The sequence below is a fragment of the Paenibacillus sp. J22P90 genome (assembly GCF_059692195.1).
This window is the reverse complement of the sequence record NZ_JCAUAY010000012.1, coordinates 132,608-150,892: the sequence shown is the minus strand read 5'-3', so window position 1 is coordinate 150,892 and position 18,285 is coordinate 132,608. Positions and strand designations below refer to the sequence as shown.

Here is an 18,285-nt window from a genome sequence, read left to right as displayed (position 1 = left end):
TAGACCATAGTCGAACCAATTCGAATGCTCATTCTTTCTTTTTCTGATGTTATCGTATGGTTTTTTTAGATAGGAATAAATATGACTAGTCCTCCGCTACCCTAATTACTACCTTGGTTCCTTCATGCAGTTTCGACTCGATGTGTACGCCAGATCTCGGACCGAAATACAGCTCAATTCTCTCCTTGACATTAAACAACCCGTAGCTAAGCCGCTCCTCCTGTACATCATTTCTTGACAGCATCGCCAGTGTCGTCTCGTCCATCCCGACGCCATTGTCGGTGACCGCCAGCCAATAACCATTCTCGATCAGGCAGCCTTCAATCTTAAGATGTCCACTCCTGCCTTCCAATTGTTGAATGCCGTGGAGCAGCGCATTTTCAATAATCGGTTGAAGACTTAGCTTCGGGATCTTTTTAGCCAGCAGATCGGTTTGAACCGTAATTTCATATTCAAACATCTCATGGAAGCGGTGCTTCTGGATCTCCAAATAGGATTTCGCCAGGTTGATTTCATCCGCTACCGTCACGATGTCTTTTCCTTTACTAAGGGACAATCTGAAATATTGCGCAAGCGAATTCACAATGGTGCTAATCTCATCCGAACCCTTGCGAATGGCCATCCAGTTAATTGTATCCAGCGTATTGTACAGAAAATGAGGATTCACTTGCGCCTGCAGTGCCCTCAGCTGAGCTTCCCGCTCTTTCGCATTGGCGCTGTAGGCTTCCATCGACAGATTTTTGATGGCTCCGATCAGTAGACTGACGTTGCTTTCCAGGCTATTTATCGAACCGGTGTGGCTGGCAATCTGCCCGATGTCCGCATCGACCCCTTCTTTCTTGATCATCACTATCATGTTGCGTATTTTACGCACCATAGCTTCCGTAATGACGGCAAAAATAAAAATGACTAAAACAATAAAGATAATTAAACAACTAATCACGATAACAAGCGTAGAGATCGTGGCGTACTTCTCGTTGCCTGCTGAGATGTTCGCCAACGGAATTCGTACGGCTACCTTCCAATCCGTTCCTCTTACTGCTTTAAAAATCAGATACTCCCCTCTGGTAGCGCTTACAATTCCTTCCTCGATTCCGCTTATCAGTTTCCAGCTCTCATCGTCCATGGACTGCCCAATTTTCGCGCTGTTGGCATGCGACACAATATTTCCTACTTTGTCATATACCGCAATATCGTCTCCTTCGAAACTTACGCTGTCCAACACGGAAGAAATAAGCTTTTCCGGCATATCGACTGCAAGCCCCCCAATAATATAGGAGAAATCATCCGGATGTTTGATCGTTCGAACAAGTGGAATAACTTGCGCACTCCCGACCGCGTTAAGATAATAAAGCTGCTGCGTCCGGAGCCAGACCGCTGCTCCCTGCTTTTGTTCCACCTGCCCGAACCAATCTTCATTCTTCATAGCTTGCAAACTATAGTAGGTCAGATTCTCAGATGCATACAGTTTGCGATCCTCGACATACAACCTTATTTTTAACACCTCGTTACGTCTCTCCAGCGATTGAATCATATTGTTCAACTGCGTCATATCCTCAATCTGCGCCTGAAACGTGTCCTCCTCCGGCGGTCTGCCCAAGCGTTTGTAAAGCTCGATATTTTTCACCAGACTATCTGAAGTCTCCTTTACTTTGGACAACCGGTAGGCGATATTCGATTCCACTTGTCGCACGGCCTGCAACATCGAATCAGCCACTTCGTCCTGCATAATGGCAGACGTTTTCTCAAAGTAATGTCGAACAAACAGGAGTGTCGGCACAATGATAATAAGCAGATACACTCCCCATATTTTTTTCTGTTTCATACCAACCAGCAGGGACATCAAAGAATGTTTGTACCACTGAAGCACCGCTCTCATTCGTTTCCACACTTAATTTCCCTCCGGTTCAAACGCTACTTGTAGATTGCGGAATTCACTGGGACTTAAGCCCGTATGTCGCTTGAACATTTTGCTGAAATACCCAGGCTCCGAATAACCAATAGCGTGGCAAATGTCGTATAGACGATTACCAGAATCCTTCAGCAGCTCCATTGCCATCTCCATTCTTACCTTCGTGACATATTCGTTCAACGTGTAACCCGTCTCTTGCTTAAAAATCAGACATACATACGTCGTTGTCAAATGAATTTCATCTGCGATATGGGCAATCGTCAAATTTTCATTGTAGCGAGCTTCAATCAACGCTTTGATTTTTTCGATCACATTTCGGGATTTTTTATATTTTTTATCAAAAATATTTTGAGCTACGCCAGCCATATACTGCTGCACGGCGGATTTCATTTCGCTGATCGTCTCCAAATTGGAGATGCTTTTCCTGACGACTGCCTCCTGTCCCTCTTGCTGATCCGTCCAAGCATGAATGCCCGCGAGAAAACGGGATGATCCGGAGACGATGTCATGAAAGATCATACGGCAATATTTGACAGAGACATGACGCGTCCGAGACATCCGATTCGCCAGTTCCTCCAGAAACTGATTAATTCTAGTAATTTCAGCCGACTTTAACATCGCGTCGAACTTATACAACTCTTCCCGAATTGCCATGTAGTCGAAGGAGTCCTCCGAATCCAATTGATCGATCATGATAAGCTTATTTTTGCCTAGAAACAGCTTCTGCAGCAGCGCATCCTCCGCCTGACCGAACGACTGGTGCAGCAGCCTAAGCTGCCGAACTGGATTGCCTACGCCGATCGATACGCTGATATTCATCATCCTTATCAGGAAATCGTCCAGCTTCTCCTTCAAGTCAACCAACGTTTCATAGAGCTGTTCTACTTCTGATTCTGTCCGAAATCTAAGAATGGCGGCAAATATACCTTTCCGGCACTCGAACACATAACCATTGATTACCCGATCGATTGTTTCCTGACAAATATTTTGGATGGAGAACGAGATCAACTCGATGTCCTTCTGGACCATATGCTCAACTAGCAACTGCCGGTCATCGATCGCGATAACACAAACGACATACTCCGCTTCGAGCGGCAAATTCAACTCCAGAAAGTCGATTTGTCTTTGCAGCTCAATGGCATTATGATCCCGCTCCGTAATTAAACGCAGCAGAAACTTTTCCTTAAGCAACGGCACGCTTTGCTGGAGCTTCGCCGTCATTTCATTCATCAACTCGCGCTGCTGCCTTTCCGAGTCGGCAAGTTTGGCAATTTTACTGAATACGGCGCCAAGCTCCTTGCGGTCGATTGGTTTTAGAATATAATCAATTGCATCCATCTTCATCGCCGACTTCAAATAATCCACATCGTCGTACCCGCTAATGAACACAATCTTGACGTTTGCATTGGCCTGTCGCAGCCGTTTCGCCAACCCTATTCCATCCAATTTGGGCATTTTAATATCCGTAATAACAATATCGGGACGAAGTTTCTCGTAGAGTTCATAACCGCTCTCACCGTCCGCAGCTTCCCCAACAACCTCGATACCGTAGCTAAACCAATCCATATAATCACGCAAGCCCGTCCGGGTCGACATCTCATCATCCACGATAATCATTCGCTGCATGTCAATTTCACTCCCCGTAATTATGGAATATACCAAGCAAGCCCAACAAATAGCCAGGCATGCTTGGTATTGATTTCCTTGCCGTTTTACTTATTCTTTGCGTACCACGCATTCATCGCGTCCGCCAGCACTACGCCGCCTTGCTTGTCATACTCAGCTAGAAACGTCTCATACAGCTTTTTCAAATCGCCTTTTTCTACAACGGCTTTAATCAGAAAATCCTTCTCCATGTTGCTCAAAGACACTTGATATTGCTGCGATTCTTTCAAACTTGTAGCGTAACCCGTATAGTCGATATGAAACCAGTCCTTTTTCAAATCCGCATTCATCTTCTCAAATGCAACCGCCATCTCCGGTGTTTTTCTAGCCCGTGCCATCCACAGTTTATATTCCTCGCCAGCCTTCGGTGCTCCAGTGAATTGTTTCGAGTTTTTCAATTCATCGAATGCTGGAAGAATCGGGAAGTATTTACCGTCCTTAATCTCAAAATGCTTTCCTTTCTCTCCCAGGTAGGTCGACAGGAAGATTCCCGGTTCAGCGCGAAGATTCATATATTTCATGGCATGTTCCGGGTTTTTCGCTGTCTTCGGAATAACTTCGTAAACCGACGCCTGCATTCTTTGAGACACAAACGGCTTACCGTTCTTACCAACCAATGGTGTAATAATATCCAAGTTTGCCTTTGCGTTGTTCTCCTTTAATGCTGGTAATATCGTCGGAATGTCCCAGAAGTAAGTCGGTGAAAACATCGCAGCCTGACCTGAATTAAATTTCTGCAACGTTGTGGCAGCTTTGTTGATTGGGAAGTCTTTATCGAGTAAACCTTCCTGATACAATTTATTCATAAATGTGACGTACTCAAAATATTGCGGTGTCTTTACACGCGCAGTTAGCTTGCCGCCAATCTCGTACCAAGGAGTTGCCCCGAGTCCAAACGCGCTTCCAATGGTTGCATTAAACCCGTCCGATCCGCTCGCAGTTAGTGGAATGATTCCCTTGGACTCCTTAACGGCCTTCAGAGTATTGTAGAACTCATCGACCGTTTTTGGCGTCTGCAGTTTCAATTCGTCACGGATGTCCGTCCTTATGCCCATTCCACCTTGAATCAGGCCATAGGGATCGTTAACGTCGCCGCCGCCTTCAAGCGGCACGCCGTATTTCTTGCCATTCGATGTAGCTGAACTCCATCCTTGCTGTGAAACCGCATTCATAATATGCTTGCCATCTGCAGCTAACAGACTATCCAGCTCTCGCAATGAGCCATTGCCGAGAAGCTCGGTGAACTGCTGATTGCTTACTTTAATAATATCGTACTCTTCTCCTGAAGCAAGCTCCAACATCAACTTCTGATTCGCATTATCTTTCGGTAACGTAAAGTATTCTACCTTGTAGCCCGTTTCCTTCTCCATGCGTAATGCCGCAGGGTCCGTGTTTGGATCAAACGACTGGAAGGGAATTAGAACTTTCAACACTGGTTTTTTCTCTTCCGCCTTCGGGGCAACGGTTGAGCTTGCTGCCGGTGCATTTGTTCCGTTCGAACTGCATCCCGCCAATAATGACCCCGTCAATGCTGCTACTGTCAATAGAACGACCCCATACTTTTCTTTGTGCAAAGTAGACACCTCTTCTTTTTTATTTTCTTCTGATCATATCTACATTATCGTGAACCTTGTTTCATTTGGGAAGATGACGAACTTATGGTTTCTAGTTCAAATTTATATCCTTTTATCTTTATCCTTTGACTGAACCAATCGTAATTCCTTTCACAAAATATTTTTGCAGAAAAGGATAGAGGCATAATATAGGCAGTGTTGACAAAATAATCGTAGTTGCGCGAATAGACTCTGGATCGATATTCATCATGCGTTCAACATCGATTTCTCCCCCCGAATCCGGCGTCGATTGGCTGATCAGCTCGTACAGATAAAGCTGCAACGGCTTCAGATGCGGCTTGGTAATATACAGCACACCTGAGAAGTAACTGTTCCAATAGCTAACTGCAAAAAACAATCCAACCGCAGCCAACACGGGCATCGCCATTGGCAGCACAATACGGAACAACACCGTAAAGTTGCTGGCTCCGTCTATTCGCGCAGATTCCTCCACACTTTCCGGTAACCCCTCGAAGAAGGTTTTGACCAACAAAATATTAAATACGGACATAAGACCAGGTACAATAAGCGCCCACAATGTGTTGATCATCCCTAACGTTTTGTACAACAAATAATTGGGAACCATGCCGCCACTGAACAACATGATGAATACAAAACAGAGCAGAAAAAACTTTCTACCTTTCAGCTTTGGCTTCGACAGAGGGTACGCAATCATGACTGTCAGAGTAAGTGCCAACACCGTTCCCACCACTGTGATGACAAGAGAGTTTCGAAACGAATTCAAAAACTGAGGATCGCTCATTACGTATACATACGTCTTAAACTGCAAATTGACCGGCCAAAAAAAAACTTTACCCAAATTAATTGCGACTTGACTGCTCATCGATTTCGCCACCACATGAAGGAATGGAAGCAATGTTAAGAGCCCTAATAGAAATAAGACTATTATATTTATACCATTAAATATTTTTTCACCTATACTCGTTTTAATCATTGGCAGACACCCCCTTTACCAAATACTTTTTTTCAACCATTTTCTTGCCAGCCCGTTAGCCGATACAATTAATATAAAAGCGACAACGGAATTGAATAAGCCCACTGCCGTCCCGAGGCTGAAGTCCATTCGCCCTAATCCCATGCGGTAGACATATGTGCCAATAATATCTGCAACATCATACACCGTTGGATTATACATAATAAAAATTTGCTCAAATCCTGCTTCCAAAATATGTCCAACCTTCAAGATGAGCAGAAGCAGAATCGTTGGCGCAATGCCTGGTAGAGTAACATAATAGATTTTCTGGAATTTACTAGCTCCATCGACAGTAGCTGCTTCGTATTGTTCCTGATCAATAGCCGTTATTGCTGCCAAATATACAATCGAGCTCCAACCGATGTCCTTCCAACCGTCTGTTACTACCAGTACTGAGCGGAACACGGACGTATCCATCAGAAAGCTGATTGTATGGCCAGTGAGAAGATCAAGAAACTGGTTGACGATGCCATTGGTGCCGAGCAATGTGACGAAGATACCGCTTACAACCGCCCATGAAAGAAAATGTGGCAAATAGATAACGGTCTGCAATACTTTTTTGTAAACCGCAATGCGAAGCTCGTTCAACATAACAGCGAGAATAATCGGAAGGGGAAACAAAAAAATCAACTTGTAGAAACTAATAATGAGTGTATTTCCCAACACATGTCTGAAGTCAGCTCGCCCAAATAGATTATCAAAATGCTCGAACCCTACCCATTCGCTCTTGAGCAGAGAAGTAAACGGGTTACTGCCAGCAAACATGTCAAAGTCTTTAAACGCCAATACAATTCCATACATAGGCAAATAATTGAACACGAGAATAAACAACAATCCGGGAATAAGCAGCAGGTACATATCGTAGTTGCTCTTTAAATACGATAGCAGCTCATTGCTCTGCCGAGTTCTGACGCTGATTGCTCCTAGCTTCTTGGGTTGGGCTAGCTTGTTCATAAAAACCTCCTGTAGTTACTGATAAATGATGAACTAATGTGTCTTTTTTTAAATTATACTGACCTCAGTCTTGTTCCGATAGCCATAGCCTTCTGATTCCTAGCTCAAATGTATAGAAATTATTTATATCAAACTTTCCGTAAATACAAATAGCCTGCCCAGCATGTCTTTATCAGACATACGGGGCAGACCCATTAAGTTAACTATGTTTTAGTTGCATAGCAATATATCCGTATGATAGTAGCACGGTCCTGACTGCTCTGTTTTATGTAGTGCAACTGGCAGTACGTATACCAATAGAGGTGCGTTCTCTCTATGTGCAACAATTTCAAGCTCATGGCTTCCGGCAGGTAAAGTTATTTCTACCCGCTGGCTCTCTGGCGCTCTGTGATATGCCGGCATAAATTCTTCTATCTTGCTACAATGAATGACGGTGTTACCGTTAAGCTTTGCAGAAACGAGCCCATTGGAGGCCACGATGAGCTTGACCTTACGCTCTGATGGATTACATAGCAATGTTCGAGCACGATATACGCCGTTAAGCTCCTTATTCAATGTGGTTTCCCATTCGATACGATTTCCTTGAAATATCGCATGGACGCCTTTTTCGTCATTAGGGCCCCATATTGTCCATTCCGCAGCAGAAACGAGGTGTATCGGTTCCTTCCACTGCGACCAAATAGAATTGTCATGTATTCTTGTGACGACTGCTGCAAGTTCGTATGTAGAAGTGGCACTGCTAGTGGAACATACGTCAAAGGTAAAACTAGAGGCATTACCTGCTTTGATTCTAAACGATTGTTCTTCCGTACCCTCCCAGCCGTTAGGTAGTTCTAGGGACAAGTTTCCTTGCCACGCTTCAGTCGAACGGTTGGTGATCGTTAGTATTAGTTGCTTACGCTGATTACGACCTATGGAAGGTCCGTTTTCGCCATAATCTACTTCTAGGACAAGACTTAGTGCTTCAATTGAATTGTTCGGCAGCAACCTGCGATCTATCAACACATTACTGTTCACTAATTCGTTAAGGGGCGCTTTCAATTCTAATGCCTTAACTCCGAAATCGGTAGGATCCCCCGGAAGTACAACGATATTCGTATCCCAGACGGCAAGAACCTGCTTCCCTATACGAATGGTTCGGTTCGTCAGCTCGTCCAGATTACTTGGAGCCGAAAATCCTTTGATAGGTGGGCTAACAACGACACGATCACCTACAGGCTTCACCCATTTCTCAGGTAATCCTTCCGGTCCGACGATCATACCGAGTATTGCACCAAGGGTAGCCGCCGTACAATCCGTATCGTATCCACAATTAACTGCTTTTAAGATTGCATCTTCGAAGCTGTTGCCATATAACCAACCCAAGATCGTAAATGCGATGTTCTGAGGTGCATCGGTGAAGTTATCGTGACCATGATGTTCTAAGATCAGTTCGCGTGCTTCCAACCAGTTTTTTCCTTCACGATGCCATCTTAGAAGATCAACCAATGCTTTCGCAGTTCGGCAAGACGGAGGAATATAGGACATACCGATGGCAATCAGCTTGTCTCTGTCTTTCTCCATGAAGATTGCGCTTTCAATCGCAGCGAAAAACATTTCACCGTAGACCCCTTCTCCCCCCGCATGATCCACAACAGCATCCTGGTAGGCGAAATGCGCAGCAACGTGAGGAGCACCTGGCGAGACCATCGCCCAGATTTCAGAACGAATAGGAGACCCCATGCAATCGATAAATGGATTGTTGAACGCTCCGGCAACAGGTGGCACGAGACCTCTTCTCAAATTTGTTAGTGCATACCCATATTCGTCGAAGGGAAAGAAAATGTGTTCTACCCATTCTTGACCTAATTCTTTGCAGGTGAGCTTCGGTCCGTATTGCTCGAGTGCATGTAGCCATACTAATTGTAAATCCAAATCATCGTTCTCCAGTGGACCATCTGGAAGCACAGGATAGAAATCTAGATGTAATAGCTCTTTCTTTCCTTCTACTGGAGCTCCTAATGTACCTCCAATATTTTTACCCAGCCAACCTCCATAAACAGTTCTATAATAATCATTTTCGTTTAAGATACTGATGCTCATAGGTTTGTCTCCTCCAATTTGCTATAATGACGGTAAACTGCTCAATAGGAATTCAACGTAATTATAATATCGTGTGCAAGCCGATACCATGGAGGATATTGATATGTCGCAGAGAAAAAAAGAGGCGGTTGACATGTATTATTCGTTATCTAGGCTCTCAGCACTTGATGTGAAATGGGCTGATTTATTCGATGCAAATTCAGCATCCTTCCAAAGAACGCATGAAAATCCATTTTATCAGCTCATTGTTGCTGTTGAAGGACCCATTAGGATTGAGGCAAATAATCAACGGTACACATTGCAAACAGGAGAATCGCTTCTTCTACTGCCTTGGGAAAAACATACAGGATGGGACCGCGGAGAGCGACAGGGTTTGTTTTTTTGGACTCAATTCTCATCTAATCCTGAGCTCAGCCCATTTATTCATACTAGAGTACCCGACCTTAATATTGTCCATATGGAGAAAACGGAGTTGCGTACAACTGCTAATAGTCATGAAGATCTTCTTGTTATTCCTAAGGTCCATTTATCCAGGCGCAGGTTTCAATTGCTTGAGCTATTTGAAAAACTTGTTAGCGAATCGAATACGCCAAAAGGATACTTCCGTTTTCACCAAACTCTATTGCTTGGAGAAATCCTACGTTCGATCGCGAATGACTTCCTAGAGCAAAGTCACCATGACACCAACTTTCCAGTGTCCTATATTACTTATCGAAAACTAGTTAACCAATTGAATAATTATTTTGATAAAGATATTAATAGAGGAAGTTTAGAAATGAGCTTGGACCGAAAATATGAGTATTTATGCCAAGTATTCAAGAAGTATTCCGGAACCACAATTGTCCAGTATGTACATCAGTTACAGGTGCAAAGAGCCAAGCATTTGCTACTAAGCTCTGACAAGACTATCGGAGAAATTGGGGAAGAAGTGGGGATTCAAGACAGTTTTTATTTCAGTAGGATATTTAAAAGGTTGGAGGGGATATCTCCGCAGCATTTCCGAAATCAGTCGCTGCTACCCAACGCTTAAAAATCTTATAACTTGTTACTGCATCAGAAATTCATCTGCGTTTTGAGTATAGCACTACCTCTATTCATCCTGCTTTCCCCCTAAAATAAAGATGCGTTCACCCAATGGAGTGAACGCAGTTGCTGACAAAGGACCAAGGTCCTTAATCTCGGTACTATACAATCTAGCCGAAATCAGAACTTTATTTGTTACTACTTCAAAACTTTATTGTCTACTTCAAAACTTATTTGTCACCCAAAACGATTCCTCCTCCCTCATCAGCCAAAGCCCATTGACTTTCCCTTTTCCACGTAATAAAATATTTTTACGTAACATATACTTTGTACACGGAGGCCATCCACTCCATGCCACAAGAAAATGAAATTCAAGACAGCTACTACATCGAGTCCCCCGAGCAGGCAACGGTGCTGCTCAATCCGCTTCGCAGTGAAATCATCGCTCAGCTCTTAGAGCCGGGATCCGCCGCAGAAGTGGCGCGAACCTTAGGTGAAACCGCTCAGCGCATCAACTATCACCTGAAAGCGTTGGAGAAAGCCGGCTTAGTGCAGCGCGTAGGCACACGCCAAGTGCGCAATCTGGTCGAGGTGCTCTACCGATCGATTGCCAAAACCTTTGTGCTCGCCGAATCACTGAGCATGAAGCCGGAAACCTTGCAAAAGCTAAAAGATCAGAGCTCCCTCGCTCATCTCGTGACGACGTCCGAGCGAATCCGCCGAGATGCCATGCTGCTCATGGAGCAATCTGACGTCGGCGAAGAGATTCCAAGCGCGACACTGCAGCTTCAAGTTCAGCTATGTACGGAGCAGCAGCGACAAGCGTTCATTGAGGAGTATGCGGCGATGGTCCAGCAGTTAGTAGAAAGATACTCCGGGGTTCAGGATAAGGCTGAAGATGCATACCATGTTTTACTAGCTATTTACCCCAAACCGAAGGAATAAGAGGTATTTACTATGAGTCATGAGCAAAAGCAAGAGCCGCAGGAGACAACTTCGTCATCAGTTTCACCTGTCATTGCTTGGGAACAGCCGAGAGAACGCAGTTCAAAAAACTCTTCCAACAGCAATGTTATTGACTTCGATACCTATCGCCGACAAGATGCCGCCACTATAGATACCGAAGCAACGGTTACCGTTCGAGAATTCCCTACGAATTATAATGAAGAGCCTATTCGTCTCATTGTGATTTCCTCTGGTTTTGGTCAGAAACAAGTCGTGCATACAAATTCAATCCAATGCAAAGCCGCTTAATGGGCTAAACCATTTACCAGCTTAAACAATACTATTTTCATCATAGAGAGGATGATTTCAATGAGCTTTATTCCTATGGTTGTCGAACAAACCGCGCGCGGAGAGCGCTCGTACGATATATATTCCCGTTTGCTGAAAGATCGCATCGTATTCCTGGGTACAGAGGTAAATGATCAAGTCGCGAACGCGATTATTGCTCAATTATTGTTCCTTTCCGCGGAGGACCCGGAGAAAGATATTTCCCTTTACATCAACTCGCCGGGCGGATCTACGTCAGCTGGACTCGCGATTTATGACACAATGAACTTCATTAAACCTGATGTATCCACGATCTGTGTAGGTATGGCAGCCTCCATGGGCGCTGTTCTTCTAACCGCAGGTGCACCTGGGAAGCGTTTCGCTCTCCCGAATGCCGAAGTCATGATTCATCAGCCTTGGGGAGGAGCGCAAGGGCAAGCGAGTGATATTCACATTCGTGCTCAGCATATTCTCAAAACGCGCAGAGTTCTCAACGGTATCCTTTCCCAAACCACCAAACAACCAATTGAGAAAATCGAGCTGGATACAGATCGCGATTACTTCTTGGACGCTGAGGATGCACGCGTGTATGGGTTGATTGATAAAGTTATTGAACGGATTTAATAGCTTCTAACTTATTAAAAAGGGCAGCACCTAAGGTCATTTATCTGACTTTTGGGCTGTCCTTTTTTTAATAACGAAAATTTGGGTAATATATCCTTTAAGCAGTTAACAACAAGGAGGTTACAGTGTGTCTCGCATCGTTCAAGTTGATGAACGTCCGCCTATCGGAGAAAGTATTGTACTTAGTCTGCAGCATTTATTTGCGATGTTTGGCTCCACCGTGCTGGTACCCATTTTATTTAAGGTCGATCCTGCCACTATCCTGCTGATGAATGGGATCGGTACGTTGATTTATATTTTTATTACAAAAGGGAAAATACCAGCTTTCTTAGGTTCAAGCTTCGCGTTCCTTTCACCTGTTTTCATCGTGCTGGCATCCAAAGGTTACAGTGCCGCATTGGGTGGATTTCTAGTGGTTGGATTGATTTTCACCATTGTTGCTTTATTGATTCGGGTCATTGGAACGGGATGGATTGATGTTGTCTTTCCACATGCAGCCATGGGCGCTATCGTTGCCGTTATCGGACTAGAGCTTGTGCCGACAGCAGCTGGTATGGCGGGTCTTATTGCTCCAAGTGGTACACCAGCGGGCTGGTCGCCGGATCCAACCGTAGTAACCGTATCCATTTTTACGTTACTGGTCGGTGTCATCGGGTCCGTTGTTTTTCGAGGGATTTTGAAGGTCATTCCGATTCTGATAGCCATCATCGCTGGATACGTGCTTGCGGCTGTATTGGGATTGATACAAATTGGAGACACCTTGCGTTCCGCAGATTGGTTTAAAATCCCCACCTTTTACACCATCTCGTTCGACTGGCCGAGTATTATTATTATCGCACCAGCCGCGCTAGTCGTTATTGCGGAGCATATCGGACATTTAATCGTCACCGGAAATATGGTCGGTAAGGACCTATCCAAAGATCCAGGTCTGAGCAGATCATTGCTTGGAAATGGTGTCTCCACCATGCTATCGTCTTTCGTCGGCTCAACGCCCAACACCACGTACGGCGAAAACATTGGCGTCATGGCCATCAGCCGCATTTATTCGGTATGGGTCATCGGGGGCGCCGCTATCCTAGCAATTATCCTTTCCTTCGTTGGGAAAATAGCCATTCTGATTCAAACCATTCCAACGCCTGTCATGGGCGGGGTATCTTTGCTGCTTTTCGGAGTTATCGCCTCATCCGGAATCCGAATGCTCGTGGAAACCAAAGTCGACTATGCCAAACCGATCAACTTAATTCTAACGACCGTTGTACTTGTCATCGGCCTCAGCGGAGCGACATTGAAGTGGGGGCATTTTGAAATGAAAGGTATGGCCCTAGCAACGGTCGCTACGATTGTGCTTAGTTTGTTTTTTAAGCTGCTGGAGGTTTTGAAGCTTACGAATGAGTAGGATTCTAAGGGATAACGACAGCGAATCGGCAAAGCGGTGCAAACTAAGCTATATGACTGAGCCGACTAAGATACGGAACGTGGTTCCACTATATCTCGGAAAACAGGACATATTCTACGAGTTGCGGAACGAGCGTCCGCTATTCCCGCGATTTCGCGCTAAAAAGCAGCAAATAACGGAATGAGGTTCCGCAACGATATCAAAAACGCTTTTTCCCGTCAAATAGGGGAATGACGTTCCACAACTAAGCTTCTAAATCAGCGTCAAACGCGTAAAAGCCCCGCAGCATCCGCCGCGGGGCTCTTCCTATAATCGCCGTATCCCATCACGGGATAGCGTTAATTTCTCGTATCCATCATCGGTGATCAGATACGTATCTTCTATACCGACGACACCTCGTCCCGGGAAGGTGAACTTGGGCTCGATCGCGATGACCATGCCGGGTGCCAGCGGGTATTTGAAGCCCTTGGCGAGAACGGGCAGTTCGTCGATTTCGAGCCCGATGCCGTGACCAAGGAATTTCACTTGGTCAGCGCCGTACCCCATGAAGTGGGCGCTCAGCCCCGCTTCCTGCACTTGATCCAGCGCGAGCAGATACAGATGCTCGGCAATCATGCCAGGCTGCAGCCTGGCTTCCGTGGCGCGGAGGACCGCCTCCGCCACGTCATAGGCTCGCTGCAGCTCAGGGTCTAGATCCCCGATCACGAGCGTACGCGTCTGATCGATTAAGTATCCGTCGATGGTGCAGCCGATATCGACGAGGATCGGATCGCCGCGCCGAATCAGCGCGCGGCCTGAGCTTTGCGGGCTGGACGGGTGAAGCCCCGTGCCCCCGGCCGGCCCGTCAAAATACGTCGGCACCGCTGCCGAAGCGCCTGACGCGACCATTCCGGTGATTAACTCGGAATTGTACGCGCGCATGCGCATCAGCCCTTGGTGCCCGCGCAGCCTGAGCTGATGCTCAATGAGCGCCATCAGCTCAAACTCCGCCATCCCCTCACGAATGTGGGGGATGACCGCCTCCAGCGCGTCGTCCACGACGCGCGCGGCCGCCCGAATCGCCGTGACTTCGTCCGGCGATTTGATCATGCGCTGCTCTCGCACGAGCAGCGAGCCATCTTCCCAGACCGCGCCGGGCAGCGCGGTCTGCAAGCGCAAGTAAAGCTGGACGGGTAACATGTCCAGCTCCGTCGCCACACGCAGCGTCTCACCCGCCGCTGCATCAACCGCACAGCGAGCGCGAAGCCGCTCGCCGAGCGTCTTCCAAGAGCCGAGCGCTTCGACGGCCGCTGCCGCTTCCTCCTCCGCGCGTACCAAACTGCGACGAACGAGATAGATTGCTTCGCCCTCCGTCGGAATGAACAAATACCCGGTCTGCATCGAGCCGCAGTAATAATATATATCGACATGGTGTGTGACCAGGAAGCCTGACCACCCTCGCTTACGCATCTCATCTTGCAGCCACTGCTGCCTTTGCTGAAAAATCGTCATATAAATCGACTCCTATACGCCGTAGATTAACACCTCACCCTCATTATACATTGAAATAACCTTCATCGCTCAATCAGTACTATTTCATGTTCTTTCCGTACTCTTTCACACTCTTTTGTGCTCTTCAGTACTAAACCATAGCCCATCACCCAATCTTCAAAACACCATTTCCGCAGATGACTTGATCGTCCACGTAATCGGCTGCAAAACCGTATACGTTCGCGGGAACGCTAACCGAATAAACATAATTACCCCAGGTCGTTCAAGCGTGACTGTGTAATCATGCGCATCATCCCTATACGTATAGGGAAATAATTCCTCTTCATTCACAACCTTAAACAATTCAACAACCACCATACTCTGCAAAAAAGTATCCGGCAGCGGCTTATTATCTGCATCTAATCGTAAATTTGCCTGCAAATAGGCCATTGCAGCTTCTCTTGCTTTTGCCTCATCAATCGAGTAAATTCCTTGTGCGAGTTTCGCCCCATCACTTTGCTGAGCAGCCGCATGTACGGCATTGTTCAGTGCATGCTTTCCTTGAAACACCGTATGCATCGCCAACTCCTCGTCGGTTTGAAGCGCATATAGCGACATAAACAACACGCTCATTAACATCATTAAAAGCAGTTTATACACGCCAATCCCTCAACTCTCATGGCACATATTCACTCATTTTCATACCTGTTGCGCCCATGCGATCTGATTCAGTAGGAACCGTGATCCCGACAAGCTGATCAATCACAAAAAGCCGCTGATACGGATACGTCATCGTTAACCGCAAGCCCGTTCCTCGCCATACAGGTGCGTTCGCATCCATGCCGCCAACACCAGTGGTGGTATCTACTACGTACTCAAGCTCGCCAGCTTCGAAGCCTCTTTCTCCCAAGCGATTTCTGGACTCCTGAATCATCGCTTCATTAATATATCCATGGCTTCCATTGGCACCGACCTCGAGTAAATAATCGACTTCCTTTTGCAGCACAGCCTGCCTAACAATGATAATATGCTTATACACCGGTGCGAACATGAACCAACAGAGTAAAGTAGCAAAAAGAATAAACACCAAAATCTGCTTCATGGATTAATTCGCTCGATCGACCCGTTAATTCTAGCCCCGCTATCACTAACCTGCCTGCGAGTCCCGGTGCTTCCCCCTACAACTTCGGAATAAATGCCAATAACAACAATCAGCAGCAGCACCGTTATTAGAATAGACTTCATGCTTTACCTGCCATATCTATGGTTGAAGTGCTGTAATATTCGTATTGGCCGTCGTGCCATGCGTGCCAATATTCCGTCGCATCCCCGTTGATCCATCATTAATAATCGAAGTAAATAACAACGCAACCACAATCAGCATCATCACCGTTACTAAAATATTTCTCATAATCCCGCTCTCCTATCGCGTATTAATTAATAGCATCAAATAATCGCTGCCCTTCAGCAATCCAAGGGTACATAAACACCCGAAATGTATTCAAAATTGGCAATCCCGCCAGCACAAAAAGCACATAAGATACCGTTTCCTTCTTGCTGTCGCGAATCAATTCCATTTTCTCTTTATAATCCTGAATGCGCTGCTTCAGCAGCTCATAATAGCCTCCATGCTCGTTCAACCTGAGCGCATTCAGCGTCTCGCCAAAGCTGTGGGCTTCCTCAGTTCCAAGTCTCCTTTTAAAATAAGCAATCGCCTCTTCCGCTCCCTGATACCATTCATTCAGCAGTAGCTGAACATGCGGACGAATTGATGTCGTCTGACCAACACATAGAGATAATTTATCATGCAGATTCAATTTCGACTCATTGTAGTACAACAACTGTCGACTAATCGCATAAATATCACGCACGATGCGCTGTGTTCGCTTTTCTTTCAGCTGAGCAAGCACCTTGCCATCCCACATCAAAAAAATCGACGCCACAACAGCACCAACGAGAACATACACAGGTTGCATATGCAAGACAAGCCACGGACGCTGGAAAGCCGCATACGCTAGACCCCCAATGGCAAGCGCAAAACCTAAAAGCAGCCTTCTCACCCCCTCATACAGATTTGCATTCATCCATATGCCACACCCCAACAACAATTGGCGCTTCGCCTCTACTGTTTTCGTGCTCATGCCCAGCATTTTATATAGCCATGAGGGGATTTCTGCCTCTTTTAACGTGCTTTTCACATGAAGTGATCGCCATCTTCTCTTACGCCCAGGTATGAGCCTAAGACCGTGATAGATCATCAACATACAAAGAATAAATAAGACCAAACGCGTCACGTACTGCAGCATAAGCAGCTGGGTATTAACAATAACCAAGCGCAATCACCTCCTCACATTCTTCGCATGGATAAGTAGATCCCCATCAAAAACGATACAAATATCAAGAGAAGTGCATCCAAAATCATATCCCGACCTGCAGGGTCGATCACATAATACAAATAAGCATTGTCTGCATTCACTTTAAAGTTAATCCACATGAATAAAGCCATGAATCCAATTGGCGTAAAATTGGCAATCCGAATTTCCAGCAATCGATTTCTTTCCATCTGGTCAAAACGCTGCGCTTTCCGCATATCCGTAATGAGTTCCTTCAAGCTGTCTCCGACGAAGCTACCTTCTTTCAAGGCAACTCGTATAATCCCTGTAAAATAGTCCGCCCACATATGACCAAGTGCCAGGGAGAAAATTCGCAAGCTCTCTTCTGTATCCCTTTGCGTCATTAAATGACGATACAACTGCTCGAAAACAGGCTTAATCGGATACAGAATTCGATTTTCTTCAAGGCAATACTTCAGCGCGATCTTCATATTTTGATTAGGATCCATCATGTAATATTGGTAAAAGACTTCGACAGCCGGAAGAAACTCCAGTCTCGTTCGCAACCTGACGCTTACCAGATTCACACGCAGCAGCAAATAGGGCAGCGAAGCACCGATCAATGTAATGATGAGGGCTCCTTTTAACGATTGAAAAAATAAAACCCCTGCTAACAAACCGGTTAACAACCCAAAAAGACTAATCGTCAGCATCGCTCGTAAGGTAAATTTCGATTCGACGGATTCCAGCAACTCTTTCATATGCTTATATATCCAACCCAATGTCTCCAAATAAGCACTTAATCTCGCGCTAACCGTAGCATTTTTTACATAGTGCAATCTGAACCGGGCCTTGCGTTGTCGGATAGTCAGCTCTAAAAGCATTTGAAATACCACATACACGAGCAAAAACAGCAACAAGAGAAAGACATATTTGGCGAAAATCAC

The 18,285-nt window shown here is 45.7% G+C and carries 18 protein-coding genes; 5 read left to right on the top strand and 13 right to left on the bottom strand.

The features are described 5' to 3' along the window. Positions 1-85 precede the first annotated feature (85 nt). The 6 genes from AC58UX_RS28915 to AC58UX_RS28890 all read right to left on the bottom strand — a co-directional run bounded on the left by AC58UX_RS28915 (position 86) and on the right by AC58UX_RS28890 (position 9,220). Complete coding sequence (locus AC58UX_RS28915; protein ID WP_497259247.1) at positions 86-1,891, bottom strand: sensor histidine kinase; 1,806 nt, start codon at positions 1,889-1,891, stop codon at positions 86-88. Beyond that, positions 1,892-3,538 carry a response regulator transcription factor gene (locus AC58UX_RS28910; protein WP_497259245.1) on the bottom strand — a complete coding sequence of 549 codons (1,647 nt, stop codon included), beginning with the start codon at positions 3,536-3,538 and terminating at the stop codon, positions 1,892-1,894. Between the two features lie 86 nt (positions 3,539-3,624). After that, positions 3,625-5,151, bottom strand: coding sequence for an extracellular solute-binding protein (locus AC58UX_RS28905; protein WP_497259243.1), 1,527 nt, complete (start codon positions 5,149-5,151; stop codon positions 3,625-3,627). 118 nt (positions 5,152-5,269) lie between these two features. Next, positions 5,270-6,034 (bottom strand): carbohydrate ABC transporter permease, encoded by a 765-nt coding sequence (locus AC58UX_RS28900; protein WP_497259240.1) that lies wholly within the window; start codon positions 6,032-6,034, stop codon positions 5,270-5,272. A gap of 126 nt (positions 6,035-6,160) precedes the next feature. Further along, complete coding sequence (locus AC58UX_RS28895) at positions 6,161-7,138, bottom strand: ABC transporter permease (protein WP_497259238.1); 978 nt, start codon at positions 7,136-7,138, stop codon at positions 6,161-6,163. Between the two features lie 210 nt (positions 7,139-7,348). Further along, positions 7,349-9,220: an ADP-ribosylglycohydrolase family protein gene (locus tag AC58UX_RS28890; RefSeq protein WP_497259236.1), complete on the bottom strand. Its 1,872-nt coding sequence runs from the start codon at positions 9,218-9,220 to the stop codon at positions 7,349-7,351. Positions 9,221-9,308: 88 nt separating this feature from the next. On the opposite strand from AC58UX_RS28890, the gene AC58UX_RS28885 reads away from it, so the two are divergent. From AC58UX_RS28885 to uraA, 5 genes are all read left to right on the top strand, one after another. Continuing rightward, positions 9,309-10,250 carry a helix-turn-helix domain-containing protein gene (locus tag AC58UX_RS28885; RefSeq protein ID WP_497259234.1) on the top strand — a complete coding sequence of 314 codons (942 nt, stop codon included), beginning with the start codon at positions 9,309-9,311 and terminating at the stop codon, positions 10,248-10,250. 344 nt (positions 10,251-10,594) lie between these two features. Continuing rightward, positions 10,595-11,188 carry an ArsR/SmtB family transcription factor gene (locus AC58UX_RS28880; protein ID WP_497259232.1) on the top strand — a complete coding sequence of 198 codons (594 nt, stop codon included), beginning with the start codon at positions 10,595-10,597 and terminating at the stop codon, positions 11,186-11,188. A gap of 12 nt (positions 11,189-11,200) precedes the next feature. Then, the gene (locus tag AC58UX_RS28875; RefSeq protein WP_497259230.1) at positions 11,201-11,497 is read left to right on the top strand and encodes a hypothetical protein; all 297 of its coding nucleotides are present in this window, start codon (positions 11,201-11,203) and stop codon (positions 11,495-11,497) included. A 60-nt stretch (positions 11,498-11,557) separates the two neighbouring features. Continuing rightward, positions 11,558-12,139, top strand: coding sequence for an ATP-dependent Clp endopeptidase proteolytic subunit ClpP (gene clpP, locus AC58UX_RS28870; protein WP_497259228.1), 582 nt, complete (start codon positions 11,558-11,560; stop codon positions 12,137-12,139). Positions 12,140-12,266: 127 nt separating this feature from the next. After that, complete coding sequence (gene uraA, locus AC58UX_RS28865) at positions 12,267-13,535, top strand: uracil permease (RefSeq protein WP_497259226.1); 1,269 nt, start codon at positions 12,267-12,269, stop codon at positions 13,533-13,535. Positions 13,536-13,841: 306 nt separating this feature from the next. Here uraA and AC58UX_RS28860 read toward each other — a convergent pair whose 3' ends face one another. From AC58UX_RS28860 to AC58UX_RS28830, 7 genes are all read right to left on the bottom strand, one after another. Beyond that, entirely contained in the window at positions 13,842-15,026 is a 1,185-nt protein-coding gene (locus AC58UX_RS28860; RefSeq protein WP_497259224.1) for a M24 family metallopeptidase, read from the bottom strand. A 156-nt stretch (positions 15,027-15,182) separates the two neighbouring features. Then, complete coding sequence (locus tag AC58UX_RS28855; protein WP_497259222.1) at positions 15,183-15,665, bottom strand: hypothetical protein; 483 nt, start codon at positions 15,663-15,665, stop codon at positions 15,183-15,185. A 16-nt stretch (positions 15,666-15,681) separates the two neighbouring features. Further along, the gene (locus AC58UX_RS28850; protein ID WP_497259220.1) at positions 15,682-16,107 is read right to left on the bottom strand and encodes a hypothetical protein; all 426 of its coding nucleotides are present in this window, start codon (positions 16,105-16,107) and stop codon (positions 15,682-15,684) included. Next, on the bottom strand, positions 16,104-16,250 hold the full coding sequence (locus AC58UX_RS28845) for a hypothetical protein (RefSeq protein ID WP_497259218.1): 147 nt from the start codon (positions 16,248-16,250) through the stop codon (positions 16,104-16,106). The genes AC58UX_RS28850 and AC58UX_RS28845 overlap by 4 nt, the downstream gene beginning before the upstream one ends. Before the next feature lie 16 nt (positions 16,251-16,266). After that, the gene (locus AC58UX_RS28840; protein ID WP_497259216.1) at positions 16,267-16,416 is read right to left on the bottom strand and encodes a hypothetical protein; all 150 of its coding nucleotides are present in this window, start codon (positions 16,414-16,416) and stop codon (positions 16,267-16,269) included. A 22-nt stretch (positions 16,417-16,438) separates the two neighbouring features. Next, positions 16,439-17,338, bottom strand: a complete 900-nt coding sequence (locus AC58UX_RS28835; protein WP_497259214.1) for a hypothetical protein — start codon at positions 17,336-17,338, stop codon at positions 16,439-16,441. A 14-nt stretch (positions 17,339-17,352) separates the two neighbouring features. Continuing rightward, positions 17,353-18,285, bottom strand: a complete 933-nt coding sequence (locus AC58UX_RS28830; protein WP_497259212.1) for a hypothetical protein — start codon at positions 18,283-18,285, stop codon at positions 17,353-17,355.